At 40.5% G+C, this 17,786-nt stretch carries 25 protein-coding genes; 23 read left to right on the top strand and 2 right to left on the bottom strand.

All coding sequences use genetic code 11. From position 1 onward, the window contains the following. From DW58_RS11980 to DW58_RS21130, 21 genes are all read left to right on the top strand, one after another. Positions 1–1,502: type IV secretory system conjugative DNA transfer family protein (locus DW58_RS11980; RefSeq protein WP_029592956.1), on the top strand; the 1,502-nt coding region annotated here is incomplete at its 5' end. Positions 1,503–1,518: 16 nt separating this feature from the next. After that, positions 1,519–1,884, top strand: coding sequence for a hypothetical protein (locus DW58_RS11975; protein WP_000848516.1), 366 nt, complete (start codon positions 1,519–1,521; stop codon positions 1,882–1,884). Between the two features lie 87 nt (positions 1,885–1,971). Further along, on the top strand, positions 1,972–2,373 hold the full coding sequence (locus tag DW58_RS11970; protein WP_024549112.1) for a DUF7352 domain-containing protein: 402 nt from the start codon (positions 1,972–1,974) through the stop codon (positions 2,371–2,373). 41 nt (positions 2,374–2,414) lie between these two features. After that, positions 2,415–4,595 carry a type IA DNA topoisomerase gene (locus tag DW58_RS11965; protein WP_024549111.1) on the top strand — a complete coding sequence of 727 codons (2,181 nt, stop codon included), beginning with the start codon at positions 2,415–2,417 and terminating at the stop codon, positions 4,593–4,595. 97 nt (positions 4,596–4,692) lie between these two features. Further along, positions 4,693–5,118, top strand: a complete 426-nt coding sequence (locus DW58_RS11960) for an H-NS family histone-like protein (RefSeq protein ID WP_000004210.1) — start codon at positions 4,693–4,695, stop codon at positions 5,116–5,118. 12 nt (positions 5,119–5,130) lie between these two features. Next, entirely contained in the window at positions 5,131–5,472 is a 342-nt protein-coding gene (locus DW58_RS11955; RefSeq protein WP_006882086.1) for a hypothetical protein, read from the top strand. Beyond that, positions 5,472–5,783, top strand: coding sequence for a DUF1496 domain-containing protein (locus DW58_RS11950; RefSeq protein WP_006882085.1), 312 nt, complete (start codon positions 5,472–5,474; stop codon positions 5,781–5,783). The genes DW58_RS11955 and DW58_RS11950 overlap by 1 nt, the downstream gene beginning before the upstream one ends. 247 nt (positions 5,784–6,030) lie before the next feature. Then, a complete protein-coding gene (locus DW58_RS11945; RefSeq protein WP_024139612.1) occupies positions 6,031–6,816 on the top strand; it encodes a SprT-like domain-containing protein in 786 nt (261 codons plus the stop codon). Between the two features lies 1 nt (position 6,817). Next, complete coding sequence (locus DW58_RS11940) at positions 6,818–7,387, top strand: hypothetical protein (protein ID WP_024549110.1); 570 nt, start codon at positions 6,818–6,820, stop codon at positions 7,385–7,387. Positions 7,388–7,679: 292 nt separating this feature from the next. Then, on the top strand, positions 7,680–8,021 hold the full coding sequence (locus tag DW58_RS20180) for a hypothetical protein (RefSeq protein ID WP_006878598.1): 342 nt from the start codon (positions 7,680–7,682) through the stop codon (positions 8,019–8,021). Between the two features lie 21 nt (positions 8,022–8,042). After that, a complete protein-coding gene (locus DW58_RS11935) occupies positions 8,043–8,258 on the top strand; it encodes a hypothetical protein (RefSeq protein WP_006878597.1) in 216 nt (71 codons plus the stop codon). Next, on the top strand, positions 8,258–8,758 hold the full coding sequence (locus tag DW58_RS11930; protein ID WP_021545887.1) for a thermonuclease family protein: 501 nt from the start codon (positions 8,258–8,260) through the stop codon (positions 8,756–8,758). The genes DW58_RS11935 and DW58_RS11930 overlap by 1 nt, the downstream gene beginning before the upstream one ends. A 5-nt stretch (positions 8,759–8,763) precedes the next feature. After that, on the top strand, positions 8,764–9,072 hold the full coding sequence (locus DW58_RS11925; protein WP_021545888.1) for a hypothetical protein: 309 nt from the start codon (positions 8,764–8,766) through the stop codon (positions 9,070–9,072). A 125-nt stretch (positions 9,073–9,197) separates the two neighbouring features. After that, positions 9,198–9,485, top strand: coding sequence for a hypothetical protein (locus DW58_RS20175; RefSeq protein WP_006878586.1), 288 nt, complete (start codon positions 9,198–9,200; stop codon positions 9,483–9,485). 210 nt (positions 9,486–9,695) lie between these two features. Beyond that, the gene (locus DW58_RS20170; protein WP_006878584.1) at positions 9,696–10,154 is read left to right on the top strand and encodes a hypothetical protein; all 459 of its coding nucleotides are present in this window, start codon (positions 9,696–9,698) and stop codon (positions 10,152–10,154) included. Further along, the gene (locus DW58_RS11920; protein ID WP_021545889.1) at positions 10,142–10,357 is read left to right on the top strand and encodes a hypothetical protein; all 216 of its coding nucleotides are present in this window, start codon (positions 10,142–10,144) and stop codon (positions 10,355–10,357) included. The genes DW58_RS20170 and DW58_RS11920 overlap by 13 nt, the downstream gene beginning before the upstream one ends. Further along, the gene (locus DW58_RS11915) at positions 10,358–10,561 is read left to right on the top strand and encodes an Hha/YmoA family nucleoid-associated regulatory protein (RefSeq protein ID WP_021545890.1); all 204 of its coding nucleotides are present in this window, start codon (positions 10,358–10,360) and stop codon (positions 10,559–10,561) included. Positions 10,562–10,576: 15 nt separating this feature from the next. After that, on the top strand, positions 10,577–10,846 hold the full coding sequence (locus DW58_RS20670) for a hypothetical protein (RefSeq protein WP_021545891.1): 270 nt from the start codon (positions 10,577–10,579) through the stop codon (positions 10,844–10,846). Continuing rightward, positions 10,836–11,066, top strand: a complete 231-nt coding sequence (locus tag DW58_RS20665; RefSeq protein WP_021545892.1) for a hypothetical protein — start codon at positions 10,836–10,838, stop codon at positions 11,064–11,066. The genes DW58_RS20670 and DW58_RS20665 overlap by 11 nt, the downstream gene beginning before the upstream one ends. Before the next feature lie 434 nt (positions 11,067–11,500). Beyond that, entirely contained in the window at positions 11,501–11,662 is a 162-nt protein-coding gene (locus DW58_RS21190) for a hypothetical protein (protein WP_006878580.1), read from the top strand. Positions 11,663–11,665: 3 nt separating this feature from the next. Further along, positions 11,666–11,803, top strand: coding sequence for a hypothetical protein (locus DW58_RS21130; RefSeq protein WP_021545893.1), 138 nt, complete (start codon positions 11,666–11,668; stop codon positions 11,801–11,803). Positions 11,804–12,193: 390 nt separating this feature from the next. Here the strand turns inward: DW58_RS21130 and DW58_RS11905 are convergent, their stop codons facing one another. Both DW58_RS11905 and DW58_RS11900 read right to left on the bottom strand, forming a co-directional pair. Next, positions 12,194–15,799 (bottom strand): LPD7 domain-containing protein, encoded by a 3,606-nt coding sequence (locus tag DW58_RS11905; protein WP_006882067.1) that lies wholly within the window; start codon positions 15,797–15,799, stop codon positions 12,194–12,196. Then, the gene (locus DW58_RS11900) at positions 15,780–16,169 is read right to left on the bottom strand and encodes a ribbon-helix-helix domain-containing protein (protein ID WP_006882066.1); all 390 of its coding nucleotides are present in this window, start codon (positions 16,167–16,169) and stop codon (positions 15,780–15,782) included. Before DW58_RS11900 ends, DW58_RS11905 begins: the two co-directional genes overlap by 20 nt. A 356-nt stretch (positions 16,170–16,525) precedes the next feature. Here DW58_RS11900 and DW58_RS20165 point away from each other — a divergent pair, with 356 nt between their 5' ends. Further along, positions 16,526–16,948 (top strand): hypothetical protein, encoded by a 423-nt coding sequence (locus DW58_RS20165; protein ID WP_071789256.1) that lies wholly within the window; start codon positions 16,526–16,528, stop codon positions 16,946–16,948. Further along, positions 16,941–17,747: a P-loop NTPase family protein gene (locus tag DW58_RS11895; protein WP_051195557.1), complete on the top strand. Its 807-nt coding sequence runs from the start codon at positions 16,941–16,943 to the stop codon at positions 17,745–17,747. Before DW58_RS20165 ends, DW58_RS11895 begins: the two co-directional genes overlap by 8 nt. Positions 17,748–17,786: the final 39 nt, after the last annotated feature.

Here is a 17,786-nt window from a genome sequence, read left to right as displayed (position 1 = left end):
GTGATTCTGTTTGTGTTCTCGATATTAAAGCTGAGAACTATATATTTACGGCGGGGTATCGTAAAAAAATGGGGCAGGAAGTTTTTGTTTTTGCCCCTGATGGGTATCGTTTTTCCGAAGAAGAATTTGAGGAATTTAAATTTAGTGATTACTACCTGAATCTGTCACCAGAAGAACAGCAAGCTTTTAATGAAAAGTTCCGCAATACTGAGCATGTTTTATCACACCGCTGGAACCCGCTGGACTACATAAGCCGTTCAAAATCGCGTCGTGTTGGAGAAATAAAAGATTTGGCAACAATTCTTTTTCCAGATGATGGGGGTGATAATGCTATCTGGAACAGTATGGCAGAAGCAGTATTTGAATCTTATATTCTGTACATGCTGGATATGGAAGACACGATAAACAAGATCAATGCAGAGATTGAAGAAAACAGGAAAAACGGTACTGATGATGACAGGGAACTTATGAAGCCCTATCCGGTTTCTATGGCGCAACTGTATTCCCTTACTGGCGTACCAGATATGGCTGAGTGGATGAATGATGAAATCCTTTACTGGAAAGATAAAGGGTATCCACTTAGTAAAGGTTGTGTTGAAGGTTTCAACCGATTTATATCCGTAGATCCAAAAACGCGCGGTAATATCATGCAGAACTTCAATAAACCGCTTAAGGTATTTGAGGCTGAGTCTTGCCGACTCGCTACTTCTGCTTCTGACTTTGACTTTAATGATTTACGTCGTAAAAGAATGTCTGTATATATTGTGCTTTCTCCAACAGGCATGGAAAAGTATAAGCAGTTAATTAATTTGTTCTTTAGTCAGTTGGTGAGAGTTAACACGCAAACTCTGCCAGAGCATGATAAAACATTAAAATATCAATGCCTCCTAGTGCTGGATGAATTTACGTCTATGGGGCGTGTGGGTATTATAGAGAAATCTATAGCATTCACGGCAGGTTATAATATTCGTTATATGATTATCTATCAGAATGATGAACAGTTAGAATCTGATGATGCTTACGGCAAATCAGGGGCTTTCACGCTGAGAAAGAACCTTGCTGTAGAAGTTGTTTATCCTCCTAAAGATGTTGATTCTACCGCTGAGCGTATTAGTAAAACATTCGGCAAGAAAACCGTTAAAGTTAAAACTAACTCCAGAACAAGTAACGGCGGTAAAATCAGTAACGGCACGAACGAGCAATACGTAGGCCGTGACCTTTATATGCCGCAAGAGATTGTAGAGCTAGGGTCACAAAAATATGTGATGCAAAAGATTAATAAGGGGAAAAGAACGAAAGTCGCCGTTAATGAAGTCATAATCATGGAGCAGGTTAAGCCGTTTGTTGCTCATAAGATTGTGTACTTTGATGAACCGGTATTCATGGAAAGGCGTAAGGTTGCTACTGACAACGTGCCGGATGTACCTATCCTGAATGATATTGAACATTATGAAATTCCACGCGATAAGCGGCGTGATATTCCGTCTATCGCCAGTGCTTAAAAAGAAGGGGGGTTTTATGAAAACAATTTTCACTGCTTTGATTCTTTCAGCAACGCTTGTTACTTCATCTGGTGCGCTCGCTGCTAACGCGCTTGCACCATTTGAAGGGGTTTCCTCTGATCCTAGCGAGGAAAGCCCCGACAGCGGTGATCCGTGCGTTGCTGTGACGTGCTTATACGGTCAAATGACAGGGAACAGCCAGAACGAGTGTAATGCTGCTGTTAAGGCTTTCAAATCGATTAAGGCCACTAAAAAGCACGGTATTTTTGATCCTGTAAAAACGCTTAAAAAGCGTACAAAATTTATAAACGGTTGTCCTTCGGCAGATCCTGATATTGTAAAGCAGATTTTGAAGAAGTTTGGAAAGCTGAAAAGTTTTTGATCGCTAAGCCCCGTTAAGGGGCTTTTTTATATTGCCCTATGTGCCATATGGCACTATACTAAATGAGTCTTTTCATGAGGTGATTATATGGACAATTTTGCATCGACTTTACCCTGGTTCTTTTTACTCTTTGTTGTCGTTTGTATCATTCTCTTTGCTAAGAATTCTTCTAAAGCAAAAAGAAAGCCAACCACGCGCAACAAGGTAAATGGGAACTCATTTAGTACAGAGGCGGGCATTATTCTTAAGTATGAATTAAATCCTTCCAACCTAACGGCTTTAATGCTTCCTGACAGCGCGCAGGTTTTGACTGTGAAAGGCGGTCAGGATCATGTTTATCTGTGGGCGGTTGTACCAGAAGGAAAAGAGAACGTGAAGCGTTCTTTTATGGTTGTACCAACAGGAGAAGGAGTTATTGATAATAGTATATACATTGGCACGGCGTATGTAGAAAAAATGGTGTTTCATGTTTTTGAAGTAATCAAATAAAATCCAATATTATATCTAATATAAATGGCGAAGGGGGCTATATGATTTTAACTATTGCAGAGAAACCTGAGTTAGCTGAAATTATTGCTAAAGCGTTCGGCGGTGAAGTTAAGAAAAGTGGTTATTGGGAATGCGCAAATAACAACGTTGTTACTTGGTGTTATGGTCATATGCTGGTACTTACACCTCCTGATAAAGTTAACCCTTCTTATAAAACATGGGTTATGTCAGATTTGCCGATGGATCTAACCGAAGTTTCCCATGAAGTTAAAACTACTGAAAACGGTTATGTAGAGCGGCAATACAAAATCATTACTGATTTGCTACGAAAATCATCATCGGTTATTAATGCTGGCGATCCCGATGATGAAGGTGAGTTGTTGGTTAGGGAAATTCTTTGGAAAGAGAATTATAACAAGCCTGTTCAGCGGTTATTGCTGAATGACCTGAACGTTAATGCAGCCAAAAAAGCTCTTTCAAAATTGCAGGACGGTAATTCTGAAAAATTTATTCGCCTTGCATTAAAGGCTTTAGCCAGGGCTAAAGGCGATCAGATTTATGGTCTTAACATGACGCGCTATTATACGCTTCTAAATCGTCAGCATGGCGGCAATGGTAAGCTTACGTGTGGTAGGGTACAAACGCCTATGCTCGGCTTGATAGTTAAGCGCTATGAAGATTTTAAAAACCATGTTAAATCTAATTACTATGATGTTTATTCCAGCCATGACATTTTGAAATCTGTTTATTTAAAACTTATTGCTGATGATAAGTTTGCTACAGATGGAAAAATATTATCTCCAGAAGTGGCGGAAAACATTAAATCAGCATGTGTTATGAAGCCCTCAACTGTGGTTGTTGCGAAAGTGGAGGATAAGCATACGCCACCACCGCTACCTTTTGACCTGTTAGGGCTTCAAGCCTATATGTTAAAAGATAACATTGATCCAACGGAAACAATGGAAATTACTCAAAAGCTACGCTCTAAAGAGATAGCTGCTATTTCCTATAACCGCTCGGATTGTCGTTATCTTACAAGCGATCAATATGATGAAGCACCCGCAACCTTAGAGGCTTTAAAGAAATATATTAGCGGCGGGATACTTGAATCCGTTATTAATAACAACGGATTCAATATTAAACGTAAAGGTATTGCGTTTAACGATGATAATGTAAGCGCACATACTGGTATCATTCCTTCGGCAGAACCGCGAAATCTTGATAAGCTTACTTCAAAAGAGAAAAAGGTTTATGAAGCTATAGTATTACGCTATCTGCTTCAATTCCTCGATGATAAGAAATACCAATCAGCAAAAGTTATTATCGAGTGTGAGGGTTATCGCTTTGGTGGGAGCGCAACAAAACTCGTTAGCCCTGGCTGGACTGCCCTTGAAGCTGAGGATTCCGATGATGAAAGTGCAGAGGAAAACACCGATTCGGCTTTTGATGCTATCAGTGCTATGAAAGTAGATGATGTAGGGGTTTGTAATGATGTCCGTGTAGATAAGAAAGAAACCAAACCGCTACCTGTCTACACTATGAAAACCTTCCTTGAAGATTTGAAACGTGTTAGTCGTTACGTTACCGATCCTCACATTAAACAGCTTTTGTTAAGCAAAGACAAAGGTAAGAAAGGGGAACGTGGCGGTATCGGTACGCCAGCTACGCGAGCAACGATTATCAGCAATCTCGAAACTACGGGCTATTTCACCGTACAGAACGGGAAACTTATTCCGACTGAGAAAGGTATAGGCTTTATTAAAAACCTCCCTGTAGCGGTTTCAGCGCCTGATATGACAGCATTATGGCATGAGCAACAAATGATGATAATGGAAGGTGATCTTGAGTTAGGCGATTTCATTATTAATATTAACAATACCGTTAAAGAGCTTATGAATCCTGAGCTTTCACAAGGTATCGTTTCTGCTGCTCAAAATTTCGCTGATAATAAACCTGTCGGTAAATGTTTCTGTTGTTCTTCTGAAATGAAGCTAACACCTAAAGTCTATGCTTGTCAGAATGAAGGTTGTGCTTTCAAAATCTGGCGTAAAATTGCTGAAAAAGAACTGACAGACAATCAAATGCAATTACTCATGAACGCTGGCAGGACGAAAGTAATTAAAGGCTTTAAATCCAAAGCTGGAAAATCATTTGAGGCAGCGCTTGTAATTGACAAAGAACAAAAACGGGTAACTTTTGAGTTTGCCGCCCGTAAAGCATAAAAGGCGCGGGGAGGAATCCCCGCTTTTCCTTGTATTTATATTAAATATAATTTATAGCTAGTGTCGTACTTAACTAATCACACTAAGAGGAACCGCCATGAGTGAATCTGATAACGTCCGTAAAGTTCTTTCTAACATTCGTTCATTGAGAGCGTTTGCGCGTGAAGTTGACTTTGAGTTACTTAAGGATATGGCTCAAAAGTTCAACGCTGTAGTTGAAGAACTCCGTGAAGATGCGGAACGTGAAGCTAAAGAACGTGAACAGCGTGATGCACGTAAACGTGAACTGCTTGAGATGATCGCCAGTGAGGGATTTTCAGTTGAGGAACTAACAGGCGCTTCTGATACTGGTAGCACCCGAAAAAAACGGGTAGTACAGCAGGTTCCCGCTAAATATCAGTTTGAAGTTAACGGTGAAATGCAATACTGGACGGGCAGAGGGCGTAAACCTAAAGCAATTGAGGAAGCTATAGCAGCAGGAAAGAAACTGGACGATTTTTTGATTCCTGATGATGAAAAATAAGGGGGCGGCGTAGTGAGTCAGAGAAAAGATAAATTTGTTACTGACTGGTTTTATGTGCCTTGCGCATCACAAAAAAAACTACAGCGAACAGGGTTTTTAGGCCTGGGTGATCCCAAAATCGTTAAAGACTATGTTAACAATGTTCCTGATTTAGATGATTATGCCGCAAAGCTTGCTGAGAGCTATAACAAGCTTGATAGCGCAGGGTATGACGTTATCAACATCGTGCCTATTAATATTGGCTCAAGTGATCAGTGCTTTCAGGATAATAAAAATTATGTTGGTGATGTTGGTTACAGCATTACGCGCGGGGCGGTTGTTGTGGGTAAACTTAAACCGGAAGGAAATGATTAATGAACAAAATTTTGAAGGTTGCTGTTCTGCTGAGTAGTATGTTTGCGGCATCCAGCTTTGCTGCTAGTACGCCAGTTGTTGATACAAATGCTGCTGTAGTTCTTGAGCAGATCAAAACACAAAACGCCGAAACTAACGCGCTGCTAAAAGAGTTGGTAAAGCAGAACGCAGGGCGGGTATCTGAACAAGCACAAACATCCTGCTACTTCGACGGCAAGCTATATACACAAGGCGCTGTTGTTGATGCAGGAAAACAGTTCTGTGGCGAGGAAAACGGCTCACCAAAAATCCGGCCAATCGAAAAAAAATAACACTATCTTTAAGCCCGCCTGAGCGGGCTTTTTTTTGTTCAAATTATCAGTCTGATTTTTGTTACTTGCCATTCACCATAAGCTCATGATTTGAAAGAAATCTCATTAAACGCCGGCGAGCTGGCCAGCTGCGGCAGCGTGAGCCTCACGCGCCTGATTCCGTCAATTATTTTGGTGTATTAATCGCTTGCAATAGTGCCGTATGGCACTATAATTGTATTGTACAATACAAAATGAGAAGAAAGAGATGAAGCCAGCAATCAAAGCCTATAGCGAACTCCAGCAAGCATACGATTTTTTCAATACAACGCTTTTTAATGGTGATCTGCCGGATATGCTTTTGACTCTACAGCGGGGGCGTAACACCTTCGGCTATTTTGCTCCGTCACGTTTTGCGGGGGAGTCGGTGCTGTCCGAACTGGCGATGAATCCAGATTATTTTGGTGGTCGCTCCCTCGCTGATACGCTCTCTACGCTTTGTCATGAAATGGTTCACGTATGGCAGCATTACACGCCAGGCGTAAAGCAGTGCAGGGGCGGGTATCATGATCGGGTTTGGGGCAAGAAGATGGAAGAAGTAGGTTTGATGCCGTCTAATACGGGAATGCCTGGCGGGAAAAAGACGGGTCAGCAAATGACTCATTACATTATTCGCGGTGGGCGCTTTCAGACCGCAGTTTATGACCTGCTTAAAAATGGCTTTTCGATCTCCTGGTATGATAAGTGGTCTGAGGGTGCTGTAATCCCTTCAAAGGCCAATCTCGATATTCTTGATGATTGGCTTAAGGTAACAGACAAAAACGATAAGGAGCTTATCAGCAAACTTACTGAGACAGTAAGCAAAGGCAAGGCTGCAATTATTGATGGCAATGATGATGCTAATGCAGGGATAATGATTAAACCCCCTATAAAGGGCGCTACAGGCCGTGCGACGTTCTGCTGCCCTGAGTGCGGTTTGAAAGCGTGGGCGAAACCTAGCGCTAACCTGATGTGCGGTGATTGTGAAGTTGATTTGATTGTTGAGGGGAATTGATATGAGAAATAAATTAAAATATAAATTGCTGCATATTAAATTATTAGAAGTTTTATTAAGTTGGGCTGTGATACTCGCAAGCTGCTATTACTCAATTGCTTCTTTGTTTGGTGTTTTTAATCCTATCATGTGGCTTTCGGCCTCTATTCTTGATTCGTTGACAGGAAAGAAAGGCTCTTTCCCTCAATCAATTCATGAGTATAGTTCGTGGTGGGATAGGTTAGAGTTGTCGTTTCCTGAAATAATGCAGTTTTTTATGGCTGGTTTGTTCTTATGTGTAATTGTATTCGCTACATTTCATGCAACGGTTAATATAGCTGCTTATATCTCTGAACTCTTAGAGCGGAATTATATTAAATATATTTTTGGCGCTCGTTTTTTACGCTTGTATGAGAAAATGCAAAAGCGCAAAGGTAAAGTTATTGCTCGGCAGAATAAAAAAATATGCGAAAAGGATGATCTAAATGATGCAACTTTTGAGCATTATAAAAAGTGGAAAACCTTCTATAAAAGTGACCTGAGCTTTGATGAGTGGAAAAACAAAGTCCTGAATATCAATTCAAAGAGTTGAAGAAGTAGATAAGGCGCTGCGGCTGATTGGTGCAGCGCCAGCCAGATAGATAATACTTACATATCAACAACTTAGGGCGCATAATCATTGTTATGTTAAATCAGTGCCAAACGGCACTGATTTAACCCTACCCTCTGAACAGATCTGAGTATGTGCCTGTTGCGTTTGTGTGCCTAATGGCACTTTTTTTTGTTCGTTGCTATTGCATATTAGGCGCTTTGAGCCTAATATGCAATTAACGGGTAGCGTGTACCAGCGCCCTTCCTTTTAAATTAGCGGAGCGATTATTACCATGAAGCTTAATAAAACCAGCCTGGTATCTTTAATGCTTTTCACTTTTGCGACTCATGCCGCCCCGCTGCCGCTAACCTATTACTTCAAAGATAGCGATTCAGCTAACATTTCGCTGGATGAACCAGCTACAGGTTGCGTTATGACGGGGATTCTTGTCCATCCTGTAAATAAACCAGAAACAAAGGTTATTTGGTTTAATCAAAAAACATGCCGTAATAAACAGTATGAGGTTAGCTTTATCAGTAATGAAATTAAAGCCCCTGATAACATCATTCATAAAGGTGAAACAGTAAAAGTTACCCCTGCGAACGTACAAATAGTAAATCTACACTCACTTTAATGGTGTAAGGGTTGGTTAATAATGGCGGCTAATACAGGTATGCTTACAATTGATTTTAAGAGCTTTGCAGAATCCATTAAAATAACTGAAGGTGAGTTAGCTTATCTTCTTGAACATGAGCAGGTCTATAAAGGCATTCCCTTACCTAAACCAATCTCTGTAGGCTGGAACAAGAAACGAAAATTTCATTTCAAAGATGTTTCTGCATTTCTTGACCAACTTAATAAGGTGAAATAATGAAACGGAAGTTAGCTTATTGGATCATTGTTGTATGTTTCCTCCCTTCCCTCTCGCTGGCTGCAACTGTGACACGCATCCTCGATGGCGATACGTTAGAGGTTACAGAGGATAATAAAACTCTACGTGTTCGTCTGATCGATATTGATGCCCCTGAGAAAAAGCAGCCATACGGCCAGAAAGCAAAACAGTTCCTAACCGACTTTGTGAGAGGTGCAGACGCGGTAGCGGTCAGAGGCATGGGAACAGATCGCTATGGTAGAACGCTGGCGCAAGTGTACGTTAAGAAGTGTGATAGTGAATGCTCGTCGTACCTGGTCAATGCGGAAATGGTTAAAAATGGCTATGCGTGGGCGTATCGTTACCATAACGTACCATCCAGTAAAGCGATGGAGCGCGAGGAAAATGAAGCGCGTAAGAACCGGCTTGGCCTGTGGCGCGAGAATGAAGCAATCGAACCGTGGAAATGGCGACATTTGCATAATCAACATAAGGAGTAATGACTATGGCAAACCTTAGCGTTAATCAGGAGCGATTTAGAGAGCTTGTAAGCAAATACCCTACCCTGTACAGCCTTTGGGATTGGGAAGGTCGAGAGATTCGGCTAGAGGCGTTTAAACGCGCCCTGACAGTGTTAAGTAGCGGAGAGTACATAATGGCTGTTTTCTTTGCGCGTGTATGGTTGGGGAAAGATGAAGAAAATAGTTACAACATACTTAATGCTTCTTTTGATTTCGTACATGCGGCTAAGGTGCTTGATAATAAAAGTTTGCTGCTTATTTCCAACTTTTTTAAAGATCCGTTTTGGCCTTAAAAGGTTAGTAGGTACAAAAAATAATAAATACCCTTGCATATTAGGCGCAAAACGCCTAATATAGTTCCTGCGGGGGCGACAGAAAGCCACTCGTTCCGAGAAGGCTAAGCCCTCTAAGGAAACGAATGAAACTTTCTGATGTTGCAACCATTAAGACGAATTTTCCTGATGCTGATTTTTGGATAATTCGTCGAGGCTCTTTAAAAACCGTTGGCGAACCCTCCTACACTTTCAACCCTGAAAGTATAGGAGTTAAGGTAACAAGGCAGGATCTGGTTCTTTCACGTTACCTTTATTACTGCTTCCTTCACTTGCATCAATCAAAGGTATGGGAACCAGTAGCAACGGGATCACTTAGCCTGGTTAACATCAAGGTTTCTGACGTTAAAAACATCGTCCTGGAACCGCGCTAAACAAAGGAGGGGGTTAGCCCCCTACCTTTATAAAAGAGATTAATTTTATGCCGCTTGTTGAAAGTAAACGATTGTTGACAAAAAACCTTATTGTCTTTGCCGTTTTGCTAACTAAGTTAGTTGAGGACTAATCGACACTATAAAGAATTTATATTAGTTATAATTCTTTTATTTTATTTTCACTGAAAGACGGGTTTTAAGAGGTCAAGCATGAAAACCGGAATAAAAATAGATCTCCCTTCTATTAAATTGCAGCGTATGGAGATCTTTAAACAGGGGATTGAGCAATCAATTTTAGCTTTGCAATCAAATGCTGCGGCTGCGCCCTACCCTAAAGCAAAAGCCGTTGATTATTCTACCCTGGATGAACGGTATTTTTTGACGGTAGAACAAGGCTGGATTGCACCGCCACATTCTCTCGTTAATGCGTGGTTTGAACAGTTTAAATCTACCTTCCCTGAATATGGTTCGGATAGCAGCCTTGCCGTTTTATTAGGAATTCATTCAAACGGTGCAAGCCGACGCATCAGAGAGTACAGGAACGGAGAAAAACACATTCCTTACGGAATCTGGCGTAAGTTCCTTGTCATCACTGGCCGAGCACCACAAGAAATCATTCCGGTTTTTGGTGTGTTTGATACAGAAGGAAATGATATATGTTCGGAGTGATTTTTAACGTAACCTGCGGCGTGATATTCATGGTTATAAGCCTGATTGCTGGGGCTGGACTCGTTTTTTATAGTGATGAGTATACACAACCGCAGTTATGGAATATGGCGGGTTTAAGCATCGCTTTCGCCTTTGCGTGGATGTGGGCTTTTAAACAGGCAAACGAAGCATGGTACATCTATAAATCTGGAAAAAATAACTAAATGGATAAGTTAGATTTCTTATTTAAATTTCGGCGCGCAAACACTGATGAAACGCTTGAAAAAATGGTTGAGCATATGGAATTAAAAGTCAGTCAAATTGATTATACAGCATTTCAATCAGCGGCAGATCATAGACGTGCAGAATTGGCCTGTAAAAAGAATTTTGATAAAGTGCCAAAATCAGCTTGGAAATTTGTTAAATAATTACCGGAGAGTCGTATGTCTGATAATATGGATAAACCAAAAAAAACTGTTGAACTAGAAGATATTAAAAGGGATGCTTTTTATTTTTTGGTATTTGTTTGTGTTTTTTTTATGTCCATAACTAGTTTTACCTCATCAAGTGACACTTTTTTAATTCAGGTTTTGAGGGGTATATGTTACTTTATTCTCATATTTCTAATTGCGAGTTATGGATCAAGATTGATTGAAAGTGTATTAATTTATTTTAAAGATAATTATTGCATAGGGGTAAAAGATGAAAAATAAGATTACAATTGATAACTTAAGATGGGATTTTGCTAAATTCATTTTTGGATTTTGCACTTTCCTTTTTATATTGCCTAGCTTGTGCAACAATACTCCTGTAAGTGAAGTTTGGTACTTTGGGAGAGGGATAGGCATGATATTATTAATTTTCGCAAATACGGTTAACGGTTCTATTTTCTTGGGTAAATTACTTAGCTATCTTGAACAAAAAAAACAATAAAAGCCCCCGAAGGGGCTTTTACTTTATTTCTTTTTGCTTTTAAGCACCTTCACAAGTGGAGTTATGGCTGTAATAAGAGTGGCGATAGCGAGGATGATTTGAGGAAGGTTTTTAATTAGTTCGATGATCATTTTCCTGACCTTTCAATTTAAGGAGGGTTGCCGTTTCCGACATAGAAATTATCCTATTTTTAACCCTCCCTTACCAATTGAAATTTTAGATCTCCAGCTCCTATACGATTGAAATTATTTATAAGCTCTCGGTATGCCCTGCCCCTAACGGATGAAGGTATTGCTAAGGGCAAACTATTTGCAAACACTTAAAAAACGAACCACAAACACAAAGCAAACAAAAAGCAAACAAAAAAGCTTGCAAATGTGCCATATGGCACTATACTAATCATTAGTTCCATACGGCACTTTTGAGGTGATCACATGCAAGCTAAATCTCAACGTAAGATTATTCAGGAAACCAGTCAGCGATTTAATACTTTAGTACAGGCAGGTGCTAAAAACGAAATTGCTTATAACTTCTACCTTGCTTCCCTGCGTCTTGATTTAAAAGCCGCTAATCGTCAACAAAATCAAAAGGTGTGAAATATGAAAACTAAATCATTTTTTGATCGTGATGCAATAGCTATTAAATCAGAAGATAAAAAACGCCGTCGTCAGAACGTAAAGAAAGCGAGAATGGTTAGAACCGTTAACAAGCGAGGGGGCTGGTTATCGGAATACTAATTATAATAAATATAAAGGGCTTTATATGAAGCCCTTTTTGTTGTATTTTGTAGCATGTTGTATATACGTTAGAAATGATGTAGAAAAAGATATTCCCTCTTTTTTTTAAATCGAACCGCACCGCAAGCCGTGCTGAGGCGTACCGCAGCGAAGCGAGGAACGAACAGCGCGGCTGAGGAGCGGATAATACGCCAAAATAATTGACGGAATCAGGCGCGTGAGGCTCACGCGGTCGCAGCTGGCCAGCTCGCCGGCGTTCAGTGCCTTTTCTTTAAAAGCAGTCACTTAGCATTCCCGCCCCGCGATAACACACGTTCAGTTATTTTGATCATAAATTACCTCCCTGCCCTGCGACACAAAAAACCCGCCTCTAAGGGCGGGTTATCATGGTTAACGATCAAAGGATATTTTGGGCTGTTGTGATGGTTTGGCTTGGTCTTGCGTATGCTTTTCCCGTTGCGGGGTTGATGCCTGGAAAGGTTTAGGCGTAAACGCATCGTTATACGCTTTACCATCCCCGCCTAAAAGGAAGTCTTTAGGCAGCTTGGAAGCCACGATAACCATTTCTTTAGCTTTTGCCTGTTCACTACTGCTGCCGTTCTTAGCGAACGCCTCAAGCACATTTTCACGCGCTTCTTTAGCCGTTGCGATTTTATCCTTAAGATAGTCCAGCACTTCGGCCTTATGCTCTCTGGCTGTCTCTGAGTTACCTGATTTCACGTACTGATCATGGCGTATCAATTCCTTAGAAAGTTCCATTTCAGCTTTACGAATATCGCGGTCAACCTGTGCAGTTGGCGAGTTGTGAGCATCGCTGAAATAGCTCATGGTAGATATGCCTTTTTCCTCCAGTGCTTTTTTTATACTGGATACAACCGCCATTTCTTTTTCATACTGCTCGATGTTGCCGCCCTGCTCCGGTTTGTGGATCTCTTTCATTGGTTGTCCATTGACTATTACGCGATAGGAGGTTGAGTCATTTTCCATCGCTTCAAACTCAACACGAATATCCTTGTTGACGCTACGCCCATTTTCGTTAATGGTTACAGCCGGAATACTAACCTCTCCTTCCGCATAACCTTGTTCAAGCTGCTGCGGTGTGAACTGGCTAAGTTCCTCATTAGCAAGCAATGGCATTCTGATAACGTCAGGATCGGTCTGGGCGATTTCTGAGGCCGTTTGAATGTAAATATCCATAGGAAGGTCATTAACAAGAATTTTAGTCCTGTTGCTTTCCTGGTCATACATGGTTGTTACATGAAGCTCAAGACCAGTAGCCGAACGCGACAATTCAGGTTTAGTTGCGATCTGCTCGATAAGCTCACCAACACTCTTATCGGGGGATGTTTTGGCATTCTCCGCAAGCTCCTTAAAAGAGATATTTCTTTCTGAAAGCGTAACAGCAAGCTCTCTTACGCTATCTCTTGAAAGCTCATTGTAAGGTAGATCCCTTGCCTTAAAGCCGGTTAACGTAAGCTCTGACTGCGCCTCTCGTTCCTGCTGCGGCTTGCTCGAACTTGCGCCGCTGCTGTTGGCCTGTTCCTGAGTTGCGCCGCTACGTTCTGCTCGTTCCTGGGCGAACTGCTGTTTGAGTTCTTCAAAACGCTCCTGATATTTTTTAGGTCTGAACTCAACCTCAAGCCCGCGCTCGGCTGCTATTTCAATAGCCTTTTCCTTAAAGCCTGGCATACCTGTAAGCTGAATTTTCCCTTTATACTTTTCTGCGGCAAGTTCAAGACCTAACGCAATTTTATCTTTATCGCTAATCAGCGTTGGAAACTCAATTTTATCTCCCTTATCTATAAACGCAGTGCCTAACAGTGAAGTTTTATATTTAACATCACCATTATCCTGTTTAGATGGTGTTAAATCATTTAATGCGAGGCGTTTTTTCTGCCGCTCATTAAATTCTTCATTTTGATTGATCTCGTTATAATGGCGTTTAAGATTGATACCATATTCAGGTTCAAACGGGCTGAAAGCATTTTTTTCAGCAGCACCGCCAATAACGTCTGATAAACGTCCCATATAATTACCCCCTTCTCTATTCTGAATGTAATTTGAGATTAAAAACTCGGTTTCTACTTTTTCGAAACGAGAAAGTAGATTTCTTTGTACATACTGATACTGCCTAACCTCCTTATCATGCTTCAATTTGTTAAAGATAGCGACTGAAAGAGCCGCTTTTCTTTCTGCATAACTCATTTTTCTACTGAATATTTCAGCACGTTCCTTAAAGTATGATTGCTTGGTTTCATAACGCATAACCTTACAATTATAGTTTAGTTCCTTTCTTAACTCTTTAATTTTTCCGAAATATTCAGGACGATAATTCTGATTAAACTCTTGCCATGCTTCTTTAGGAAGTTTTATCTTGGCCTTAGCCATTTCATTATTAAGTTGCTCGTCATACGACTGACGAAGATAAGATTTCGCCTCATTCCATGTAAATTTCATTTCCTTAGTAAGAAAATCTGAAACATTCAGATTTAATTTACCTGCGCTAATCCTGTCCGAACCATCTTTTGCTTTTTTAACGGTATACTGATTTATATCAATACCGTGAGTATTTGACAGGCGATTAAGCAAGTGCTGACCAGAAAGTAACTGGCGAATGTTTTTGAACTCTGCCAGTTCGCTTTCAGTAGCAACTGTTTTCTTTTCAATATGCGCTGTAGCAATTGAACCTGTTACGCTTTCTACTCTACGGGGATCTCGTGCGCTCCATCGCAATCCGTTATGTTCATATTCTTGCTGCCGCCCGTCTGCCACACTACTGATCTGAACTTCTCGCAAAAGCACACGGCTTTGTTTGGCTTGGCTGCTGTTATACTCCCGCTCTCGTCCTGAGTGTTCATATCCGTCGAGGTCAGAAACCAGTTCGCGTGGTAACACTTCTGGCAAGCCAAAGGTAGTGTTGGCAATATGCTTATGTCCACGGTTTTGATTACCTGGCTCTTTATTGCTTTTTTCTCTATTGGCTCGTCGTCCAGAACTTTCAGTATGCTCATACAACCCCCTTTCTCTATTTAATATAATTTCACGCTTTTCTTCGGCACTGGCGGCGCGGTAAGCATGTTGGACTTTCTTTGATGCTTTATTGATATACTTAATTTCTTTACTGACACGGTTTTGCCATTCATCAACCAGTGTATCAACCTGTTTTAATGAAAGCTTAGGTTTCTCTAACCGTCGTTCCTCAATATACTGCCGCTGAAAGAGCGGAGATTTTAAGTTAATATAATTTAATTCTGTACTGGTCTTGATAGCCAAATACTCATTAGCCGTTCCTTTATTGCGAATCCTCACTTCGCTATATTTATTTTGCAACTCCTTAATGAAGGCATCATAATTCTTGATTTCTTTATCATTAATTATTGCAAAAACCTCTTTTTTAACGTCAGTCCTGAATCCTTTAAAGGTATCAGCTTTTACCCTAGATAAAATCTGCGCCTGATTATCATCAGTTACACGTACAAAATCTTTTGGGCTTTCAAGGTTAAATTTCTGGTTCAATTTTTCCTGTATGGCATCATGATACCGTTCATGATGTTTATAAAGCCCAACCGGATCTAACGCGCCGCCAGTAAGAAGGTTTTGTTTAGGAATAACAATATGTACGTGAGGCTTACGCTCTTTTTCCTCGCCTGTAGCCCTGTCGGTAATACTCTTGATTTTAGGTAGATGGGCTTCGGCATAAAAGTTTACTTCATCATCTTTATACGCCGCGAGGAACATTGATTTATACTCTTTCACAACCTGCTCAAGAGTTTCTACAGCTACTTCATTTTCACGAAAGCTAATAGTGATATGTAAATATCTGTCCTGGTTCTTATCAGGAATGGCGTTGATAATATTCTCTGTAAGTGCCAAATTCCCCTCAAGACATACTCTCATATCCAGTTCGTCACGATTAAAGGCACGGCCTTGCTTCTGCCCTTCACGCAGATATTCAGCTATTCCAGCATTACCACCCCTAACCCTTACGATTGCCATTTTCAAGCCCCATTTCTAATAACTTTTCAATACCTTGTAAAACTTTAATCCCCGATAACATAGCTTCTTCACTGATTATCTTAGCCGCAAAAGCGGAATTAATTTTTTTAGCTATCTGGTTAATATTATTGCTGGCTTTGTTATAATAAAAAATGAGTTTACTGTAATCAGGATTTTTTACTTTCTTTTGCGGGGCGTTAATAACAACGCCGCCGCCATTTGTTTTTGTTTTGATAATGGCGCGAAGAAGTTCAGAGCGGCTTAGGTTCGCATCTTTACACATTGCATCATACATAGCAGCTTCAGATTCAGGAACTCTGAGGCTCAATACTACGGTACTTTTGTTTCTTTTGGTTTCGTTCTCTTGCATGACTCGTAGAGGCTCCTGTTCTGGCGCTGTTAGCCTTGTTCGTAGAACTAGGCGGCATCAGGGGATTCAAAGGGGATTTCCCCCTTTGGCACGGCGATTATATACTAGGTGAAACCTAGTGTATACATCGCTAACGTGCCTCGATGTTTCTTTTGAACTATGTAGGTAAACAATAGACGGACACCTAAAAAACATCAAGCAAACACTATGCAAACATTCAGCAAACAAAAAAGCAGTGGTGGTGAACTAATAGCAAACAATGTGCAAACATAAGACAAACAGAAAGCAAACAAAAAAGGCTTGCGTATAGTTTATGATTGTGTATATTAGGTACTGGTTAGCTCAAGGGTGAAAACATGACAACAAGTAAAGGTTTATTGACATTTAAATCATTCAGCGATACGCCCTTTGCTAGAAGTAACAGCGTTATCATAAGTCAGTTGATAGATGAAATTGATGAGCTGATACATAAAGGATGTTCGCGTGAATTGATTTATAAAAGTCTGACATCTGAACCCTATAATCTGGTAGTTACATACCAATCTTTCGTTACTCTGCTATCCAGAGCCAGGGCGAAGAAAAGAAAAAACCCGCTTAGCAGTGATGGGGGTGAATATCAGAATCCGCGTGCAGTAGTTACTACTCCGCAAAATTCAGGTGGGGCAGAGCTACCTAAAGGCGCAAAAATTTTCAAAAAGATGAATAGTGATGCTCCGAAGTTTGAGCAGAATCCAAATCCTAGTTTAGATGAATTATTGAAGGGGAATAACAATGGCTAAAGAAGTTGCAAAAGAAAATGATGCTCAACTGCATCCAGTAGCAGCATTTATCACAAACAGCATTAACGTAGTTATGACGGGTAAGGGTGGTGTTGGTAAATCTTACGTTGCTCAAACGCTGAGTCAGTATTTCCTTCACTATAAGCGCATCGCTACAAGTACAAGCGATTCAGATCCGGTTAATGCCTCGACTTTCCGTATTAAAGCGCTCAATCCTGAGTTCATCAAAATCATGGAAAATAATACTATTCTCCAATCTAATTTTGACCAGGTAATTGAGAGCTTCGTAGCAAATGAGGAAATAACTTTCGTCCTCGATACGGGAGCCTCTACCTACGTTCCTTTGATGCAATATTTTTATGATAACGATCTGGTTGATTTCTTCTCGTCGCTTGGTCGTCCTGTATTCCTTCATACAATTATTATGGCTGGTCAAGAACTGCCTGATACGCTCAATGGTTTTAAATCCCTTTGTGAAATGGTTAAGGGTACAAACGTTAAAGTTGTCGCATGGATTAATGAGTTAAAAGGCACTCCGATTGTTGATGTTAAAGGTGTTAGCACACCATTAATCGAAACGCCGTTCTTTGAAAACTTCACTGATAGTCTCGGTGGTATTGTTGTCATTGAAGATCGCAAGAGCGATGCTTTTACCGCAGATATTAAAGCGCTTACATCTAAAAACTTGACACTTGAAGAAGCAAAACAAAGCAGCGAATTTAATATTATGCAAAAAACGCGCCTCAACAAAGTATATAAGGCCGTTTATGATCAGTTAGATGAAATCTATACTGCTTAAATTTTTAAATAAGCCTGATTTTATCAGGCTTTATTTATA

It is taken from the genome of Siccibacter turicensis LMG 23730 (assembly GCF_000463155.2).
In the GTDB taxonomy this organism is placed as follows: domain Bacteria; phylum Pseudomonadota; class Gammaproteobacteria; order Enterobacterales; family Enterobacteriaceae; genus Siccibacter; species Siccibacter turicensis.
Note: the sequence above shows the minus strand (reverse complement) of the source record. Positions and strands in the feature narration are given on the sequence as shown.